This window comes from Vibrio tarriae, assembly GCF_002216685.1.
GTDB classification, from domain to species: Bacteria; Pseudomonadota; Gammaproteobacteria; order Enterobacterales; family Vibrionaceae; genus Vibrio; species Vibrio tarriae.
Genome location: NZ_CP022352.1, coordinates 780585 through 797688 on the forward strand (window position 1 = coordinate 780585; position 17104 = coordinate 797688).

The window sequence follows — 17104 nt, forward strand, 5'->3', positions numbered from 1 at the left end:
AACGGTTAATTAAGTCAAAGGTTTGTCATCTATACTCAATCTACTCGAAACCACAGCGTTAAACCGCACTTACGAATGCCCATCGCGCGATTTCACTATGCCGTTGGTGGCTTACTTTTTGCGCCTACCTGCACATCAAGCCGTTTGGGTATTACCGACAAAGTAAGTATAAGAGGCTTAGTTTCGGAGCAATAGAAGCACCATTGAAAATATATTTATCTTTTTTTGGCGCACAACTACTGGAAAATTCGAGATTTTGGTATAGGGTCTGGCGTGCTGAGCTTATGTGAATTTCAATACTTAGAAAAGGCGTCCATCTGAAGCGAGTCGCACCTAATGATAAAGTTTGAGTACGAAAGCACAGTTTGTTGCGCTCATTTATTTCAAATAACCAAGGTGAGCCATGCCCATAAGCGCGATGCCATATGCAACGTATCTATCCTCAACTTAACAACGAGCACCATTAATGGGTGACTTCGCTCACCAACTCTTCAAATTGGGTGATATCCCAATCACTTAAACTGTCCGTGACTTTTCCGACCAGCGGCAATAAACGCCACGCTTCATTTTCTCGAAACGGGTGATTGGTGATGACGGCGTAACTGGCGACGCAACATCTGCCGCCTTTGGAGCGGATGAACTCGGCAATGGTGTTAACGGCTTCATCACTGTATGACTCTATCTTGTAGAGAGTGTCCATATCGTCATCCTCGATTGGGGAACAACGAATCTTTTGCATATTTGATGCCATGATGGCACGACAGGATTGCACTAGATGAATGTTAACAATGTTTGCAAAAAGTGACGCAAGTTGCAAAAACACATTATTAATGTGCATAAATGATGCAAATTGATTTCCATCAAATTTGTGTGGTTTTTGTGTGCTACTGTGCGCGCAACACAAAGATAACAACATAGCCCTACAAAAAAGGAAAACGTCATGAAACAAACCATTTGCGGCCTAGCCGTGCTTGCAGCCCTAACCTCTGCTCCTGTATTCGCTCACCAAGAAGGTGACTTTATTGTGCGCGCAGGTATTGCTTCGGTAGTACCAAATGACAGTAGCGATAAGATTTTAGGTAGCCAAAGTGAATTGGCGGTTAATAGCAATACCCAGTTAGGGTTAACGCTTGGCTATATGTTTACTGACAACATCAGCTTTGAAGTCCTTGCTGCTACACCATTTTCACACAAAATTTCGACTGACTTGCTGAGCCTAGGCGACATTGCTGAAACCAAACACCTGCCACCAACCTTTATGGTCCAGTACTATTTTGGCGAAGCAAATTCGACTTTCCGCCCTTATGTTGGCGCGGGTTTGAACTACACCACTTTCTTTGATGAAAGCTTTAATGGTACGGGTAGTAGTGCCACATTAACGGATCTTAAACTAGATGATTCATGGGGTTTGGCTGCTAATGCTGGCGTAGACTACATGCTCAATGATAGCTGGTTCCTTAACGCTTCTGTGTGGTATGCCAATATTGAAACGACGGCAACATACAAATATGGTGGTGCTGCTCAATCAACTGATGTGAAAATCAATCCGTGGGTATTTATGATCGCAGGTGGTTATAAGTTCTAACGCCTTATTTTGAGAAAAAGCCGCGATTTCGCTAACTCCGATCAGTTAAGCAAATGATCAGTTGAACGATCCTGTGGTTGGTTGAAAATACCCTCAAGCATTTCATGTTTGAGGGTATTTTTTTATGTTGGCTCACTGGCTTATTGATGTTGATTACTTCGCTTCTCCTGATTCACTTGCGCTTTTTCAAAAAGAGCTTCCATTAGAATGGATAAATCAAGCGCTTGATGAAACGAATAAAGCCAGCATGAGAAGACGAAAGCTACCTGCTGAGTTGGTCGTTTGGCTACTAGTCGGTATTGGCTTGTATCGCGATAGACCTATTACTGATGTTTTGGAGAAGTTAGATCTAAAACTATCTAACTCTTTAGGTGAATCTATTGCTCCAAGTGCTATTCCTCAAGCCAGAAAACGTCTTTAAAAACGATATTGCCCGCCCACGGTGAAGGAAAGACTCGAATAATCTTGCTCTAAGGGGTAGTAACTGAGCTCCATAGTCAGCGCCAAGCTTTTGTCGATGCTCGATTGCACTTTCGTACCGATGCCGATATACGGATTGGTTCCTGAAAATTGACGGTTATCGCCAATCGCGCCCAATTCATAGCGCTCTTTCACTTTGAATTGTGATAGCCCGCCGCGAGCGTAAAGAATCGTCAGGTTATTGATAGGCTGTTCGAAAAAAGCGCCAAAATAAAAACCTTCAACTTTGACATCAATCTTCTGTTTTTGCGTGTTTAACATTTCGGCTCCGTTGCCGATCATGCCTGAATAGCCGAGATCTAAGCCGATAAACGGTGAAAACTGGTAATTATACCCAAACTGAGTAACCCAAGCTTCATCACTACTGGAAGGGCTATCGATACGGCTAAAGCCTGTGCTTAACGAAAATGAATAAGGGCTATTTCCCGCATAAGCAGGAAGTGCAAAGCAACAAAAAACCATTAACCAGCCGCAAAAACGTACCATAGCCCACCTGTTTCATTCCCTGAAAGGATTAATATTCCCTCCTACTTGAAGCTGCAGCGGTGTCTGTTACCTTCGTTTACCCCAATCACATAGCCTGTCTATGTCATGAAGATTGTCATGAAGATTCACTCACTGACTGCGCATCTACAAATCCAAGTAGTTTGGATGCCGAATGCAAGAATAGATTTAAAGTTAAGCAATAAATGCGCCGAATGGATAAGCGTGGTGAATTATTTATACGTGATGTGAGCTTGATCGACTTCGAAAACGAAGCTTGTGAGTTGCTGGAATTTTGCCCTACAAAAAGGTGATCAAAGTCTAATTTATGGCAATTTAAAGCGAGGGCAATCGATTGTTCAGCCAAAAGCGATATGTCGGTAATTTGACAAAATAGAAGTAACGTACTGTTTGGTAAGCAATTTAAGAGTTGAGTGTTACAGAGGGGATTGTCTGGGTATGAAAACTTCGGCAGGGTAACACAAAAAAAAGTCAAATATCAGTCTTGAGAGAAAAAAAACGCGGCCTATAATGCTGAAAACCGGAGCGTCTGCCAACGCTCCGGTTTTTTTGTGTCCGAAATGTACTGACGTCTGCCAACGAAGGTACTACGCACTCTGCTAAGAGACACAAATGGTCTATTAATCAAGGAATTACACAATGCGTATCGAACAAGAACTTAAGTTAGGTTTTAAAGATGTCCTGTTTCGCCCGAAACGTTCAACCCTGAAAAGCCGTTCTCAAGTAAATTTAACCCGCGAGTTTACTTTCAAACATAGTGGTCGTCAATGGTCAGGCGTACCAGTGATTGCCGCCAATATGGACTCGGTAGGCAGTTTTGCCATGGCGAAAGCACTGGCTGAGCATGGTGTAATAACCGCAGTGCACAAACATTACACTGTGGCTGATTGGGCCGAGTTTGTGAAAAGTGCTGACAAAGCGACGCTGAACAATGTCATGGTTTCAACCGGAACATCTGAAGCGGATTTCCAAAAAACCAAAGATGTCATGGCACTGTCGGATGAGTTGATCTTCATCTGTGTCGATATCGCGAACGGCTACTCAGAGCACCTTGTCGAGTACGTGCAAAGAGTGCGCGCTGCGTTTCCTGACAAAGTGATTTCTGCCGGCAACGTCGTAACAGGCGATATGGTAGAAGAGCTTATCCTAGCGGGTGCCGACATTGTTAAAGTGGGCATTGGCCCAGGCTCTGTATGTACTACACGCGTAAAAACCGGTGTCGGTTACCCACAATTGTCCGCGATTATCGAATGTGCGGATGCTGCGCACGGCCTTGGTGGTCGTATCATCGGTGACGGCGGTTGTACTTGCCCTGGTGATGTCGCGAAAGCTTTCGGTGGCGGCGCGGATTTCGTGATGCTTGGCGGTATGCTGGCAGGCCATGAAGAAGCGGGCGGCGAACTCATCGTAAAAGATGGCGAAACCTTCATGAAATTTTACGGCATGTCATCGAAGAGCGCGATGGACAAGCATTCTGGCGGTGTAGCAGGTTACCGTGCAGCCGAAGGAAAAACCGTACTATTGCCATACCGTGGCAGCGTACACGGCACCATTCAAGATATCCTTGGCGGCGTGCGCTCAACCTGTACCTACGTAGGCGCGGCGGAGCTTCGTGAGCTAACTAAGCGTACAACTTTCATCCGAGTTCAAGAGCAAGAGAACAACGTCTACGGGCGTGAGTAATCACTGTTGTTGCGATAAGAGAGAAGCCAACAAAAAGAGCCACATGATGTGGCTCTTTTGCTATTGGTTTCACACCTAAATCGGTTTAGCCGATGATGACTTTGTCACTGGTTTTGAAGAACTGCGACGAGAGCTGTTTGCGGGTTTTTGCGGTGCTGAATGAGTGCCGCCTTTTTTCGCTGTGCGAGCTTGTCCTGTAGGCTGGCCTCGGTGGCCAGCTTTAGGTTTGTTTTCAGCTGCGCTGCCTTTGTTTTCTCCAGCTCCCTCTACCTTTTTAGGCTTTTTGGGCTTTTTCGGTTTCAAAGGTCGAGTGTCTAACTTTGACTCAGGGAGTTGGTTGGTCGGCTCAAATCCCGCTAAATTTACACGAGGCAATAAGGCTTGTGTTAAACGCTCAATCGCAAATAATTCCGGCGCTTCAATGGTACTTACCAAAGAAATCGCTTTACCGACCTCACCAGCTCGGCCTGTTCGACCAATTCGGTGCACGTAATCTTCAGCAATTTTCGGCAATTCAAAATTCACCACTTGAGGCAGTTGCGGGATATCAATGCCACGCGCAGCAATATCTGTTGCGACCAGAATACGCACCTCTCCCGCTTTAAAATCCGCCAACGCTCGTGTGCGTGCGCCTTGGCTCTTATTGCCGTGAATCGCGGCCGCGGTTAAACCTTGCTCGTTGAGATAGGTCGCTAAGCGGTTGGCACCATGCTTGGTACGCATAAATACCAGCACTTGTTGCCAATTCCCCTCTTTGACTAATTTCACCAGCATATCCGGTTTCTTTTTCACATCAGCAGGATAAATGCACTGCTCAACGGTTCTTGCCGTTGAGTTGGCTGGGCTGACTGAAATTTCGACAGGGTTATTCACTAAGCCTTTGGCAAGCTCACGGATTTCGGCCGAAAAGGTGGCTGAAAACAGTAGGTTTTGGCGCTTTTCAGGCAATAATTTCAGTATCTTACGAATGTCACGAATAAAGCCCATGTCTAGCATGCGATCCGCTTCGTCAAGTACCAAAATTTCCAACTGATCAAATTTGACCGCATTTTGGTTATACAGATCCATCAACCGGCCTGGGGTAGCCACTAAGATATCCGCACCTTTACACATTCGCTGCATTTGTGGGTTAATTTTCACACCACCAAACACAACCGCGCTCTTGAGCGGTAGATGGCGGCCATAGAGCATGACATTGTCTTGGATTTGTGCGGCCAGTTCACGCGTTGGGGTAAGGATTAAAGCACGAACTTGATTGGCGCGAACTTTTGGTCCTTTTGCCAGCAATTCTAAAATGGGTAGCGTAAAGCCAGCCGTTTTTCCTGTGCCAGTTTGAGCTGCGGCCATCACGTCTTTGCCTGCTAAAACCGCAGGAATAGCCTGTAACTGAATCGGTGAAGGCGTGTTGTAGCCTTTCTCTTCAATCGCTTTAAGGATTGGCGCAGACAGACCGAGCGAGGTAAAACCCATATATCATTCTCAACAGTAATCAAATAACGCGGCAAATCCGCGCAAAGCCTGCCATTCTGAGGCCTTTAGTGATTAGTAGCAACCGCTATCTACAATGCCAAGTCAATTTGGATAGAGAGAAAATGAATATGTGGTTGTTAACCAAAAGAGCCACATGACGTGGCTCTTTACTCTTTATTACATACCTCGGTTTAGCCGATGATGATTTTGCTGAGCACAAAACCCACACAGCAGGCAGAGATAACCGCAATGAGGCCGATCGACATAAAGGAGTGGTTGAAATACCACTTACCGATCTTGGTGGTGCCTGTGTTATCGAAGTTCACGGTGGCGATATCTGATGGGTAGTTCGGAATAAAGAAGTAACCGTACAACGCTGGCATCAAGCCAATCAGCAGTGCGGGTTCTAAACCTAGCCCTAAACCAACAGGGAGCATCATCCGTGCTACTGCGGCTTGTGAGTTCACCACCACAGACACAATGAACAGCGCCAGAGCAAATGTCCAAGGGTAGTTGGTCACCATCTCCACGATGCCAGATTTAAATTGCGGCATCGCGTATTGGAAGTAGGTGTCAGACATCCACGCGATACCGAAGATGGCAATCGCAGCAACCATGCCAGACTTGAACACCACGCCGTTTGGTACAGAGCGCGGGTCTGTTTTGGTGGCGAGTAAAATGATACCGCCGAAACAGAGCATGATCATTTGAATCACCATGTCCATGCCAATTGGCTTAGTGCCTTCTTGAATGGTGCGGATCTCCGGCCACATTGCAATCACCACGATCACTAAAATCGAGGAGATGAACAGCAGCACGGAGTTACGTGCTGATGCTGGCAAGGTTTCATCGAGTGAGGTGGCGGTGGTATTGAGGATTTTTTCACGCCAAACCGGATCTTGCAGTCTTGCTTGATACTCAGGATCGTTTTCCAGCTCTTTACCGCGTCTCAAACTGTACAGCGACATTAAAAGCGTACCGAATAAAGTCGCTGGTACCGTGACCATCAAAATCGATAGTAGGGTGATTTCATGGTTAATGTTGGAGAGTTGTGCCAAGTAGTAAACCACGGCGGCCGAAATCGGCGAGGCGGTAATGGCGATTTGTGACGCAACGGATGCTGCCGCCATAGGGCGCTCAGGACGAATGCCATTTTTCAGGGCAACGTCACCAATGATTGGCATGATCGAGTAAACCGCATGACCTGTACCCAGCATAAACGTCATTGTGTAAGTGACAAAAGGGGCAATTAAAGTGACGCGTTTGGGGTTTTTGCGCAGCATACGCTCCGCCACTTGCAGCATGTATTTTAAGCCACCAGCCGCTTCGAGAATCGAGGCACAAGTGACAACCGCGAGGATGATTAACATCACGGTGATCGGTGGCGAGGTCGGTGGCATCTTGAAGACGAAAACTTCGATAACCAAACCGATCCCTGAGACAACGCCAAGTCCAATACCGCCATACCGAGAGCCGATATACAGCATCAGAAGTAGAAAGAGAAATTCCACATACAGCATTTGATGTTCCCTATATTTAAATGAAGTTGTATGTATTGTCTGGTTTCATTTGCAAAAATTATGAAGCAGAGTTCACAGAATCCTATGCGGGAAATATCAGATGCTGATATTCAGGAGGGAATCACACTATCAGGCTGAAAAGTAAAGATTTTAGGTGGTTTTGTGTAACGAGTATGTTGCGCCACACAAAGCGTTATTTTGACCATCAAGCCAAGCGAAAGACTTGGCTTGATGTTGGTCAAGAAGTCGTCTAGTCGTAAATGGTTGGAATCGGCTGACGCTTATGTTGAGTCGCGTTATAAATCGCGATCAAACGTTCACTCACGTGTGCTGGAACGGGGTTTCCTTCCAGAAAATCGTCGATTTGCTCATAAGTCAGATTCAAGGCTGCTTCATCGGCTTTTTGCGGCGCGAGTTCTTCAAGATCCGCGGTGGGTGTTTTGTGTACCAGTTGTGCGGGAGCACCCAAGGTTTCAGCCAGCAAACGAACTTGGCGTTTGTTGAGGCCAAACAGTGGGGCGAGATCACAAGCACCATCGCCAAACTTGGTGTAAAAACCGGTAATGTTCTCGGCTGAGTGATCCGTCCCTAGTACCAATCCACCTACATAACCAGCAATTTCATACTGCGCGACCATGCGCGCGCGCGCTTTCACATTGCCTTTAATGAAATCGATCTTGGCGGGATCGCTTGGAACCAGACCGGTATTGGTTAAGGCTTGTTGTGACGCCGCGTGTAAGCCATCTACCCCCGCTTTGATGTTCACCGAAACCGAGTGAGTTGGACGAATAAAGGAGAGTGCAAGTTGCGCTTCATCTTCATCTTTTTGCTCGCCGTAAGGCAAACGCACCGCGATAAATTGGTAGTCAGAAGTATTGTGCTGCTGATTGAGCTCTTCAACAGCGAGTTGGGCTAAGCGGCCACAGGTCGTTGAATCAACACCACCACTGATGCCCAAAACTAAGGATTTGCAGCGAGCTTCGGTGAGCTTACGTTTAATAAAAGCCACGCGGCGTTCGATTTCAAACTGCGGATCAATCGAAGGCAGTACGCGCATTTCTTCACGGATCTTGTGTTCCATAGGTTCCTTTCCTGCAAGCAATGTCAATTTTTCGGTGTATGATACCGCAATCGTTGAATTAGAAAACCGAGAAAGGGCATTTCCTGATCGGCAAGGTACACAATGAAAAAGATTGCGGTGTTTGGCAGCGCCTTTAATCCTCCGACCTTAGGCCACAAAAGCATTATTGATTCGCTTGGTCATTTTGATTTGATTCTGTTAGTGCCGAGCATTGCCCATGCTTGGGGAAAAACCATGCTCGATTACGAGTTGCGCAATCAACTGGTCGATCAATTCATTCAAGATATAGGCTCAAGCAAAGTGCAGCGTTCCGATGTTGAGCAAGCCTTATTTACTCCGCCAGAGGCCGTTACTACTTATGCGGTGTTGACGTGTTTGCAAGCTCTCTATCCTGACGATGAGTTCACCTTTGTGTTAGGGCCAGACAATCTACTTAATTTCGGAAAATTCTACAAAGCCGATGAAATACTGCAGCGTTGGACAGTGATGGCATGCCCTGAAAGGTTGCCTATCCGCAGCACTACGATTCGTGATGCTCTGCAAAATAGACACCCCATTACAGGCATGACCACAGCTGGAGTTGAACGCTTGTTACATCAGCAGCAGCTTTATACAAACCCAAGCTTCTAATTCTAATATGCATTGGCTGAGTGACTGAGGGTTGTTCGTCATTCAGCCAGTGGATGCCAAGTATTACTCATTGATCTCGTGAAATATCCTCCTCCTATCTGCGCTATTGTGCTAAAACTAAATAAGGTCAAAGTAGTTGGAGTGTGGAGACGACATGGATCTGTTTGCAGATATGCGGCAAGACGCCGCCGAGGAAAAAGAACGTGTAGTCATGCACTGCCATGAACCTTGGCGCGTTTTACTGGTCGATGATGATGAACAGATGCATCAAATCACCCGATTGGCATTAGCGGGTTTCCAATTCCAAAATCGTACATTGGAGCTGATTTCGGTGCTTTCTGGACAAGAAGCCAAGGCTGTGATGGCTGAAAAATCCGATATTGCTTTGGCATTGATTGACGTGGTGATGGAAACTGAACACGCGGGTCTAGATTTGGTGCGTTACATTCGTGAAGAGCTCCAAAACCGTCAAGTGCGTTTGGTGCTGCGTACCGGACAAGCAGGGCAAGCTCCTGAAGATAAAGTCATCAAAGAGTATGAGATTGATGATTACAAAGAAAAAACCGAGCTGACCACCCAAAAATTGCGTACCTTGCTGTATTCGATGTTGCGTGCTTATCGCGATTTATGTTTGATTGAAGATCAAAAACGAGGGTTAAGCCAAGTGATTGAGGCTTCTGCGAATGTCCAGAACACCAGAACCCTACAAACCTACGCGACAGCGGTGTTGAGCCAATTAACCTCACTGCTTAAATTGCATGCTTCCGCATTTTACTGTGTGGTGAACCCGCGCCCAGGAGAAGAGCAGTACAGTGCATTAACCGTTGCTACAACGGCAGAATGTGTGGATTTGTATGTGGAATCTCCGTTCAAAGGGCTCCCCGAAGAGGTTGAAATTCGCTGTAAAGAGGTGTTGAACAACGGGCGTACCCGTGATTACGGGGATGCCTATGTGTTCTTTAAACAAGATGAACGTGGTGTTGATAGCGTACTGTATGTCGATCTTGATCAAGAGCTTTCCGAGTTGGATAGAAAGCTACTGGAAATCTACATGTACAACATTGGGCTGACGTTCGAAAACATTAACTTGATGGTGGATCTACGCGAAACCTCGAAAGAGTTGGTGTACAACCTTGCGAATGCCGTAGAGGCGCGTAGCCGAGAAACGGGAGCGCATGTTCAGCGAGTTTCGTTGTTTTGCGAACGGTTGGCGTTGCTATACGGGCTACCAGATGCTGATGCCGATATGATCAAAAGTGCAGCCCCCCTGCATGATGTCGGTAAAGTCGCCATTCCAGATAGTATTTTGCATAAACCCGGCAAGTTGGATGCTCAAGAGTGGGCGATTATGCAAAAGCATGTTGAGTACGGTGTAGATATTCTGAGTCGTTCTAAGCGGCGATTGATTCATGTTGCGAAAGAAATTGCTGCTACCCACCATGAGAAATGGGATGGCAGTGGTTATCCGAACCGCTTACAAGGCGATGATATTCCCATTTCAGGCCGTATTACTGCTTTAGCCGATGTCTTTGATGCTCTAGGGGCAAAACGTTCCTATAAAGATCCGTGGTCAGATGAACAGATCCGAGAAGAGTTAATTGCGCAAAAAGGGCGTCACTTTGAGCCAAAACTGGTTGAACTGTTACTCAAACATTGGGATGAGTTTATTGCCATCCGTGCTTCGCTGCCGGATTAGGGTGGCTAATGGCGTCGGCGCGAAGTATGGCTAGGTCACGGAATCGGGTATTTGAGGCATCGATAGCGCTTTGGGTAATGTGATCACGTAATGCACACCGTGCCCCGGTTCGGAGGCAAAAGCCAGTTGGCCATGCAGCTTTTGCTTAACCAAATTAAACACTAGATTTAATCCCAATCCTGATCCACCTTGACCTCGTTTAGTGGTAAAAAATGGTTCAAAGATTTTCTGATGCAGCTCTTTTGCCACACCGCATCCATTGTCTCGATACTCAATAATGATCTGCTGCTCTTTTTGATAGAAGTGAATATCAATCGCTGGTTGAGAGGTCTCTGCGAAAGCGTGATTCACACTGTTCATTACCAAATTAGTCATTATCTGCGTTAGTACGCCAGGTAAGCTGTTCATCATCACGGCATCATCCCCATGCAGTTGCGGCGTCACCGGAATTTTTCGTGTTTCACTGTGTAAGCTGGCCATCAGTGCGTCGAGGACTTGTTTTACGTCAAATTGGCTACGGCTTTCCGAAACTTGATCGACGGCCGTCTGTTTAAAATCTCGAATCAGTCGCGCGGCTCGGTTGAGGTTAGTTTCTAACATGAGGGTGCTCTGAGTCATCCTCGCCATCAATTCTGCAAACTGTTGGCTGGTGAGTGTTTGTTGGTTGAAAGCGTTCAGCAAGCTTTCTCGTGTTTCTTGAATCACAGAAGTGGCCGTCACCGCAATACCTAATGGCGTATTCACTTCATGTGCGACGCCTGCCACTAAGCCACCGAGAGCGGCGAGCTTCTCAGATTCAATCAGTTGGGTTTGGGTTTCTTGTAAACGGGTTAGACTGAGCGCTAAGTCTTGCGTTCGAGTCGCGACTTGTTGCTCCAGATCTTGGTTCATGATTTCTAAACTCAATTGAGCCAGTTTGAGTGATGTAATGTTGATTGCGGTACCACGAAATCCGAGAAATTGCTCATCGGTATACCGAGCAATGCCTTGGAACAGTAAATAAGCTTGAGAGCCATCGCTGAGTGGGAGTTCCACTTCACAATTGGAGAAATCTTGCTGTTTGAGTAAGCAGTTCATGAGCGCGGCTGAGGATTGGATCGGCGCAATACGCACCATCAGTGGTTTGGATTCTTCATCAATCGCTAACGCAGTAGACATGGCTTCTGAGCTATAAATCAGCTCGCCATGGCTGTTGGTTTCCCATAACCAATCGGAGGCGGCTTGTGCAAAATCTTCCAATCGCTCTTGTTCCGATTTGATGGTGCGGTAAAGGGTTGTCACGTTGTTCGCAATTCGATTGGTTTCATCCCCCAGCCATTGTAACTCGTCATTTTTCTCCATAATCCAAGGGTTATAAGGCAGTTGCAGTGGCTTTTTAGGGTGGCGGGGATTGTAGCGGCGTAGAAATTGCGCGATCGCAAAAATCCGCTGATTCACACTGGCGTGGAAAATCAGCAAGATTAAATAACACACAATGGCGGTTTTCAGTGCATTGACGGCTAAGGTGAGCAGAAACTGGCGAATCAAATAGTTGTAGATACCTTGAGCATCAGATTCAACATATAAAGTGCCGATCTTTTCAGTTATCTGAGTATCAGGGTTGGTGTATTCCAGTGGAATCTCACTATTCAATGCCATGCTTTTTACGGGTTCTCCGGCTGAAAAATGGTAGTCACCAGAGGTGATCTTCATATAATCGACATTCGGTAAGTTGACTAAGCCTTCCAGCCTTTGGGTGAGCACCACTAAGTCATAGTTCCACAATGAGCTGGCGAGAAGCTCTGCATGAATGGTTTGAATTTCATCATGCCTAGCTTGGACGTTGTTGAACTCTCGGTTGTAGTCGATGAAGGTTTGGGTAATCGTCATTGCTAAAGTCACTGCACCACTGAGGATCACCATGATAAGAATGATGCGTCGGCCAATACGGCTGAACATCGGGTTGCTGTCTATTTCTTCTGCGTCACGTTTTTTCATTATTAACTATTGTGTTAGAAGCGATTCATTTCATTATAGATGGAGTACTTACCTTCTTCCTACAAGCAGCGCCAAGCGGTTTAGGTATAGAAGAATGAAGATCAACTAAACTTGCTAGAAATCAGGAGGAAGCCTTATGCGTTGGTGGATAGTTTTAGTGTGGCTGTTGAGTGGTCAAACATGGTCGGCCAATGTTTTGGTGATTCAAAGTTATCACTCAGGTTATGCTTGGGATGCGGCCTACACAAAAGGATTGAAAGAGGGGATTAACGCCCAACATCAATTACACTTTTTTGAAATGGATACGAAACGGATTCCCGCTCGAGAATACAGCGCGGCTGCCGATCGTGCATTTCAAGCTTATCAGCGATTGAAACCTGACTTGGTGGTCTTGGGTGATGACAACGCGCTCTATTATCTGCTGCCCAAACTGTATAACGAGCCCATCTCGATTGTTTTTCTAGGGATTAACTCAAATCCTAGAGAGTTGCTGGATGAATATTCGGGGATTGCGCAAGTAACGGGCATTTTAGAGCAACCCTTATTTGTCAAAAATATGGCTGAAATCGGCCGTTTGTTACCGAAAGATAAACGGCGTGTTTTGGTGTTGTTTGACTCAGGTAATACCTCAAAAATTGCCTTGGATTATATGCAAGATCAATACAAGCTGATTAAGGAGAACTTGGGGATAGAGGCGGACATCCGCTCTATTAAGAGTGAGCAAGAGTGGAGGCATGCTGTTGAGTATGCCAATCAAGAAAGCTTTGGAGCTATTGTGGTTGGTTTGTATCAAACTCTTGTCAATACTGATGGGCTACATGTTCCACCAGAAAACATTTTGAGTTGGACGAATCAACATTCTCAACTGCCGTTGTTTGGCTTTTGGGATTTCTCCATCGGCAAAGGTAAAGCAGCGGGTGGGGTGGTGTTATTTGGATTAGAACAAGGAAAAATGGCCGCGGAACTGGCGACGCGTATTTTGGATAAACAAGAACCCGCCAAATACATTCCGATCCAGATCAACCGTCAAGGGCGAGGCCTTTATCAGCCAGATGAGTTTGCACGCTGGGGTTTAACGCCGCCGAAAGATTGGACACCTATCGATGAATAAGCGCTGTACTTAGCCTATGAATCCAAGGTGAGTTATAGAAAACAACACCGCCCATAAAGGGCGGTGTGAAAGAGAATTTAAGCTTCAACTGGCTCTTGCTGCCAACGTTTTTGGCGTAGATTAAAGGCGCAAAACAGTACAAACCATACGCTGCTGGCTGCCAAACCTGCCCAAACAGAGTGCAATAAGCCCATTGCCAAATAACCTAGTAATGCCCCCATTGCTGCGCTGATGGCGTAAGGAAGTTGAGTCACCACATGGTCAATATGATGACTACCCGCGCCAGTGGCGGACAAGATACTGGTGCTGGAAATTGGTGAGGCGTGATCGCCAAACACAGCGCCTGCTAATACGGCAGAGAGGGTTGGTAGCATCAGGCTGATGTCTGATGCAGCAGCAATATCACCCGCGAGTGGCAGCATAATGCCGAAGGTGCCCCAACTGGTGCCAGTAGCGAATGCCATTAAACAAGACAGAACAAACACCAACGCGGGTAGCAGTTCAACTGGCAAATTGCCTTGAGTCAGGGACGCGAGATAAATGCCGGTTTGCAGATCACGCACCACACCACCTATCGTCCAAGCAAATAGCAGAATGATGATCGCTGGCATCATCGCCATAACACCTTTTGGTGCGGTGGAGATCCATGTTTGCACCGAAAGTTTTAAGCGCAGTGACAGGACAATCGAGACGGCCAAGCTACACAACGCCGCATAAACCAGTGATTGCGCCACATTGGTATTTTCGAGTGCGCCAATCAAAGAGAAAGCCTCACCGTTAGCGGCTAAGACGGCGTTACCGGTTTGGATCATGAAAATCAAGGTGGTGATGGTCAGTGCTGCGATGGGCAACACCATATCGATCATGGTGCCGCGAGCGGTTTCTCCGCCTTCCATATCTAAGCCCGCAGGGCGGCCTTTGCTTTCGTCCCACAATTTACCTTCACGAGCCCACGCTTCGTGTTGGCGCATGGGGCCAATATCCATCGGCAGGAAAATCACCGCGAGCACCATAAGCAGGGTAAACACTGCGTACAGGTTCATCGGGATCATCTGTACAAATGCTGAAATCGCACTGATTTCCGTCATTTCGTGTGCTGCTAAAATGCCGCCAATGAGAGCGATAATGTAAGCGCCCCAAGAGGAAATCGGCGTAATCACACACACGGGGGCTGCTGTAGAGTCGAGCAAATAGGCGAGTTTCGCGCGCGAGATTTGGAAGCGATCCGTCACCGGGCGGCAAATTGCGCCTACAGACAGGCTATGGAAAAAGTCATCGATGAAAAAGGCAAATACCATTAACCCTGTCAGAGCTTTTGCACTGCGGCGATCTTTACATTTGCGCTCTGCCCACACCGCGAAAGCACGCGTTGCGCCTGAGGCGGTCATTAAGCTTATCAAACCACCCAGCAGCAGCATAAACAGCAGCATATTGATGTTATCGCTGTTGGCTGCACCTTCCGCCCAGAATAAGCCGCTGATCTTTCCAAACAAGTACTGTAGTGTGCTTAGAGGTGAAAAATGGTTAAGCATGACAGCGCCAGCGGCAATGCCAGCGCCTAAAGAGAGTAATACTCGGCGTGTGGTAATCGCGAGCAGCACTGCGAGTAGCGGTGGGATGACCGAGTAAATCGAGTCAGAATAAGGGGCTAAATTCATGGATCTCACATCACCTTTTCAGGTGGAGATCTACCAGCAGGATAAAAAACACATTTCAGCGAAATAACACTTCTTATCCTTCAAGGTAGCGCTCCATAGACAACACACTATGGCAGTCCGGCATTTGTTCAATGCTGGCCCAGCGAACGTTGATGACGCAACGATCACTTCGGCGCTGTACCCTTTAACCAGTCATCATCGGGGTCAACCTACGACTGGCGACTCATGAACAGCGCGCCTCTACTTAAAGGAACTTGTGCCAGTTGGAGAGCTTTGCTCAAAAACTGTGACACGCAACGTATATTACTGCCTTTTCAGGTGACGACAAGATTTAATTTCCCCATTTCTGCAGTGAAATTGATCTCGTCCGGTATATTCGCTAAAGGGTCAGAATTTTCTCTCATCAGATCGCAATAGGCATCTCATCTGAAGGTGGTTGTTTGGTGTAAACGCGTTTGAGCCCCCACAACGCCAGTACCGACATCAGAAGCATGATAATGCCGAGTGGTAGTTGATCGGATGCTGGGAACATGGCGGCGAACAGCGTAGCCAGACCTGCCCCTAAGTTTTGCATTCCACCTAAAATCGCACCGCCAGTCCCTGCGTGATAAGGGAAAGGAGAGAGTGCACCAGTGGTGGCGGCCGGGAATAAAATGCCAGCCCCTAAGAAGTAAATCGTTGCGCCGCCAATTAAGGACCATGCGGTTGTCAGGCCAAGCAAACCGGGCAACATAATCACCAGAGAACCGGTGAGGATGGCGAGCAAACCGATGCGCATGGCGGTTTTTTCACGCCAGTGGCGAGCAATCACGTTAGAGAGCCAAGCGCCCGCCAAATAACCGGGTATGGGTAACACAAACAATAAGCTTACGGTAGTCGCAGGTAGGCCCAATACACCGCCTAATAATACTCCTGCTGCCGCTTCAAACACGGCTAAGCCTGCAAAGGTTGCGACAAGACAGATTAAGTAACCTTGGAAGCGGCGATCTGACAGCACATAATGATAACTGCGCAGTACGGGCTCTTTTTTACGCGCAGCCGCAGGTAGCGTTTCCACCATGCTGGTCATCATGGTAATCACCACGGCAATCGCAAATAGAGACAAGAACAAATAGCTTGAACGCCAGCCAAAACTTTCGGTTAAGTAGCCCCCTAAGACCGGCGCAACCAGAGGTGAGAAAATCAGGCACATACTGATTAAGCTGTTGACTTTATGCAGCTCAGCCCCGTCGAAACAGTCGCGAGAGAGCGTACGAGACATCGCGCCACCACAGCCAATCCCAAGACCTTGTACAAAGCTACCGACCAAAAACCATGAATACTGATGGGCGAACAGCGCAATCAAAGAACCGATAATGTAGATTGCCAATCCAGCAATAATGATCGGTTTGCGACCAATACGATCAGAAAGGGTGCCGTAGACAAATTGCGACAAACCGTATGGGATCAGGTAGCACGCCATCACGGCTTGCAGCGCCGCCGGCGAAACCAAAAACTCTTGCGCCATGTAACCAATAGAAGGCACATACATAGTTTGTGTCGCTTGGCCGACAGCGGCCAGAATAGCGATAAAGAAGGTCAGTTTTGCAACAGAAAGCGAGGCAGACATCGTTATCTCCAGATAAAAACAATATCTTATTAAAATCATCTAATGAAAAAACTTGAGAGAGCTTAGCTCTCGGCGCGAGATGTTATTGCTGTAAGCCTTA

14 protein-coding genes, 1 pseudogene and 1 riboswitch are annotated in these 17104 nt (G+C 47.0%); of the genes and pseudogenes, 7 read left to right on the plus strand and 8 right to left on the minus strand.

Annotation, left to right across the window (positions count from 1 at the left end):
• The first annotated feature begins 22 nt into the window (after window positions 1-22).
• Entirely contained in the window at window positions 23-166 is a 144-nt protein-coding gene (locus tag CEQ48_RS20065; RefSeq protein WP_198301082.1) for a hypothetical protein, read from the plus strand.
• Between the two features lie 297 nt (window positions 167-463).
• Here CEQ48_RS20065 and CEQ48_RS04020 read toward each other — a convergent pair whose 3' ends face one another.
• Window positions 464-700, minus strand: a complete 237-nt coding sequence (locus CEQ48_RS04020; RefSeq protein WP_089070567.1) for a hypothetical protein — start codon at window positions 698-700, stop codon at window positions 464-466.
• 240 nt (window positions 701-940) lie between these two features.
• On the opposite strand from CEQ48_RS04020, the gene ompW reads away from it, so the two are divergent.
• Both ompW and CEQ48_RS04030 read left to right on the plus strand, forming a co-directional pair.
• Complete coding sequence (ompW, locus tag CEQ48_RS04025) at window positions 941-1585, plus strand: outer membrane protein OmpW (protein ID WP_089070326.1); 645 nt, start codon at window positions 941-943, stop codon at window positions 1583-1585.
• Window positions 1586-1709: 124 nt separating this feature from the next.
• Window positions 1710-2003: pseudogene (locus CEQ48_RS04030) on the plus strand (transposase domain-containing protein); the annotation flags it as partial.
• Here the strand turns inward: CEQ48_RS04030 and CEQ48_RS04035 are convergent.
• Window positions 2003-2551 carry an outer membrane beta-barrel protein gene (locus CEQ48_RS04035; protein ID WP_000251270.1) on the minus strand — a complete coding sequence of 183 codons (549 nt, stop codon included), beginning with the start codon at window positions 2549-2551 and terminating at the stop codon, window positions 2003-2005. The pseudogene CEQ48_RS04030 and the gene CEQ48_RS04035 sit on opposite strands and share 1 nt — an antisense overlap.
• Before the next feature lie 657 nt (window positions 2552-3208).
• On the opposite strand from CEQ48_RS04035, the gene CEQ48_RS04045 reads away from it, so the two are divergent.
• Window positions 3209-4252 (plus strand): GMP reductase, encoded by a 1044-nt coding sequence (locus CEQ48_RS04045; RefSeq protein WP_001217706.1) that lies wholly within the window; start codon window positions 3209-3211, stop codon window positions 4250-4252.
• A 75-nt stretch (window positions 4253-4327) separates the two neighbouring features.
• Here CEQ48_RS04045 and CEQ48_RS04050 read toward each other — a convergent pair whose 3' ends face one another.
• From CEQ48_RS04050 to nadE, 3 genes are all read right to left on the minus strand, one after another.
• Entirely contained in the window at window positions 4328-5722 is a 1395-nt protein-coding gene (locus tag CEQ48_RS04050) for a DEAD/DEAH box helicase (protein ID WP_089070328.1), read from the minus strand.
• 191 nt (window positions 5723-5913) lie between these two features.
• The gene (locus CEQ48_RS04055) at window positions 5914-7242 is read right to left on the minus strand and encodes an anaerobic C4-dicarboxylate transporter (RefSeq protein ID WP_000967523.1); all 1329 of its coding nucleotides are present in this window, start codon (window positions 7240-7242) and stop codon (window positions 5914-5916) included.
• A 250-nt stretch (window positions 7243-7492) separates the two neighbouring features.
• Entirely contained in the window at window positions 7493-8323 is an 831-nt protein-coding gene (nadE, locus tag CEQ48_RS04060; protein ID WP_089070329.1) for an NAD(+) synthase, read from the minus strand.
• 102 nt (window positions 8324-8425) lie between these two features.
• Here nadE and CEQ48_RS04065 point away from each other — a divergent pair, with 102 nt between their 5' ends.
• A complete protein-coding gene (locus CEQ48_RS04065; protein WP_089070330.1) occupies window positions 8426-8953 on the plus strand; it encodes a nicotinate-nicotinamide nucleotide adenylyltransferase in 528 nt (175 codons plus the stop codon).
• 154 nt (window positions 8954-9107) lie between these two features.
• The gene (locus CEQ48_RS04070) at window positions 9108-10649 is read left to right on the plus strand and encodes a DUF3369 domain-containing protein (RefSeq protein ID WP_089070331.1); all 1542 of its coding nucleotides are present in this window, start codon (window positions 9108-9110) and stop codon (window positions 10647-10649) included.
• A gap of 30 nt (window positions 10650-10679) precedes the next feature.
• Here CEQ48_RS04070 and CEQ48_RS04075 read toward each other — a convergent pair whose 3' ends face one another.
• Window positions 10680-12626, minus strand: coding sequence for an ATP-binding protein (locus CEQ48_RS04075; protein WP_089070332.1), 1947 nt, complete (start codon window positions 12624-12626; stop codon window positions 10680-10682).
• A gap of 136 nt (window positions 12627-12762) precedes the next feature.
• Here CEQ48_RS04075 and CEQ48_RS04080 point away from each other — a divergent pair, with 136 nt between their 5' ends.
• Window positions 12763-13737 (plus strand): ABC transporter substrate-binding protein, encoded by a 975-nt coding sequence (locus tag CEQ48_RS04080; protein WP_089070333.1) that lies wholly within the window; start codon window positions 12763-12765, stop codon window positions 13735-13737.
• Window positions 13738-13814: 77 nt separating this feature from the next.
• On the opposite strand, the gene CEQ48_RS04085 is transcribed toward CEQ48_RS04080, so the two are convergent.
• Together CEQ48_RS04085 and emrD are read right to left on the minus strand one after the other, a co-directional pair.
• Window positions 13815-15395, minus strand: coding sequence for a Na+/H+ antiporter NhaC family protein (locus CEQ48_RS04085; protein ID WP_181713473.1), 1581 nt, complete (start codon window positions 15393-15395; stop codon window positions 13815-13817).
• Between the two features lie 78 nt (window positions 15396-15473).
• Window positions 15474-15646: riboswitch (Lysine riboswitch) on the minus strand.
• A gap of 152 nt (window positions 15647-15798) precedes the next feature.
• The gene (gene emrD, locus CEQ48_RS04090) at window positions 15799-17004 is read right to left on the minus strand and encodes a multidrug efflux MFS transporter EmrD (protein ID WP_181710608.1); all 1206 of its coding nucleotides are present in this window, start codon (window positions 17002-17004) and stop codon (window positions 15799-15801) included.
• Window positions 17005-17104 lie beyond the last annotated feature (100 nt).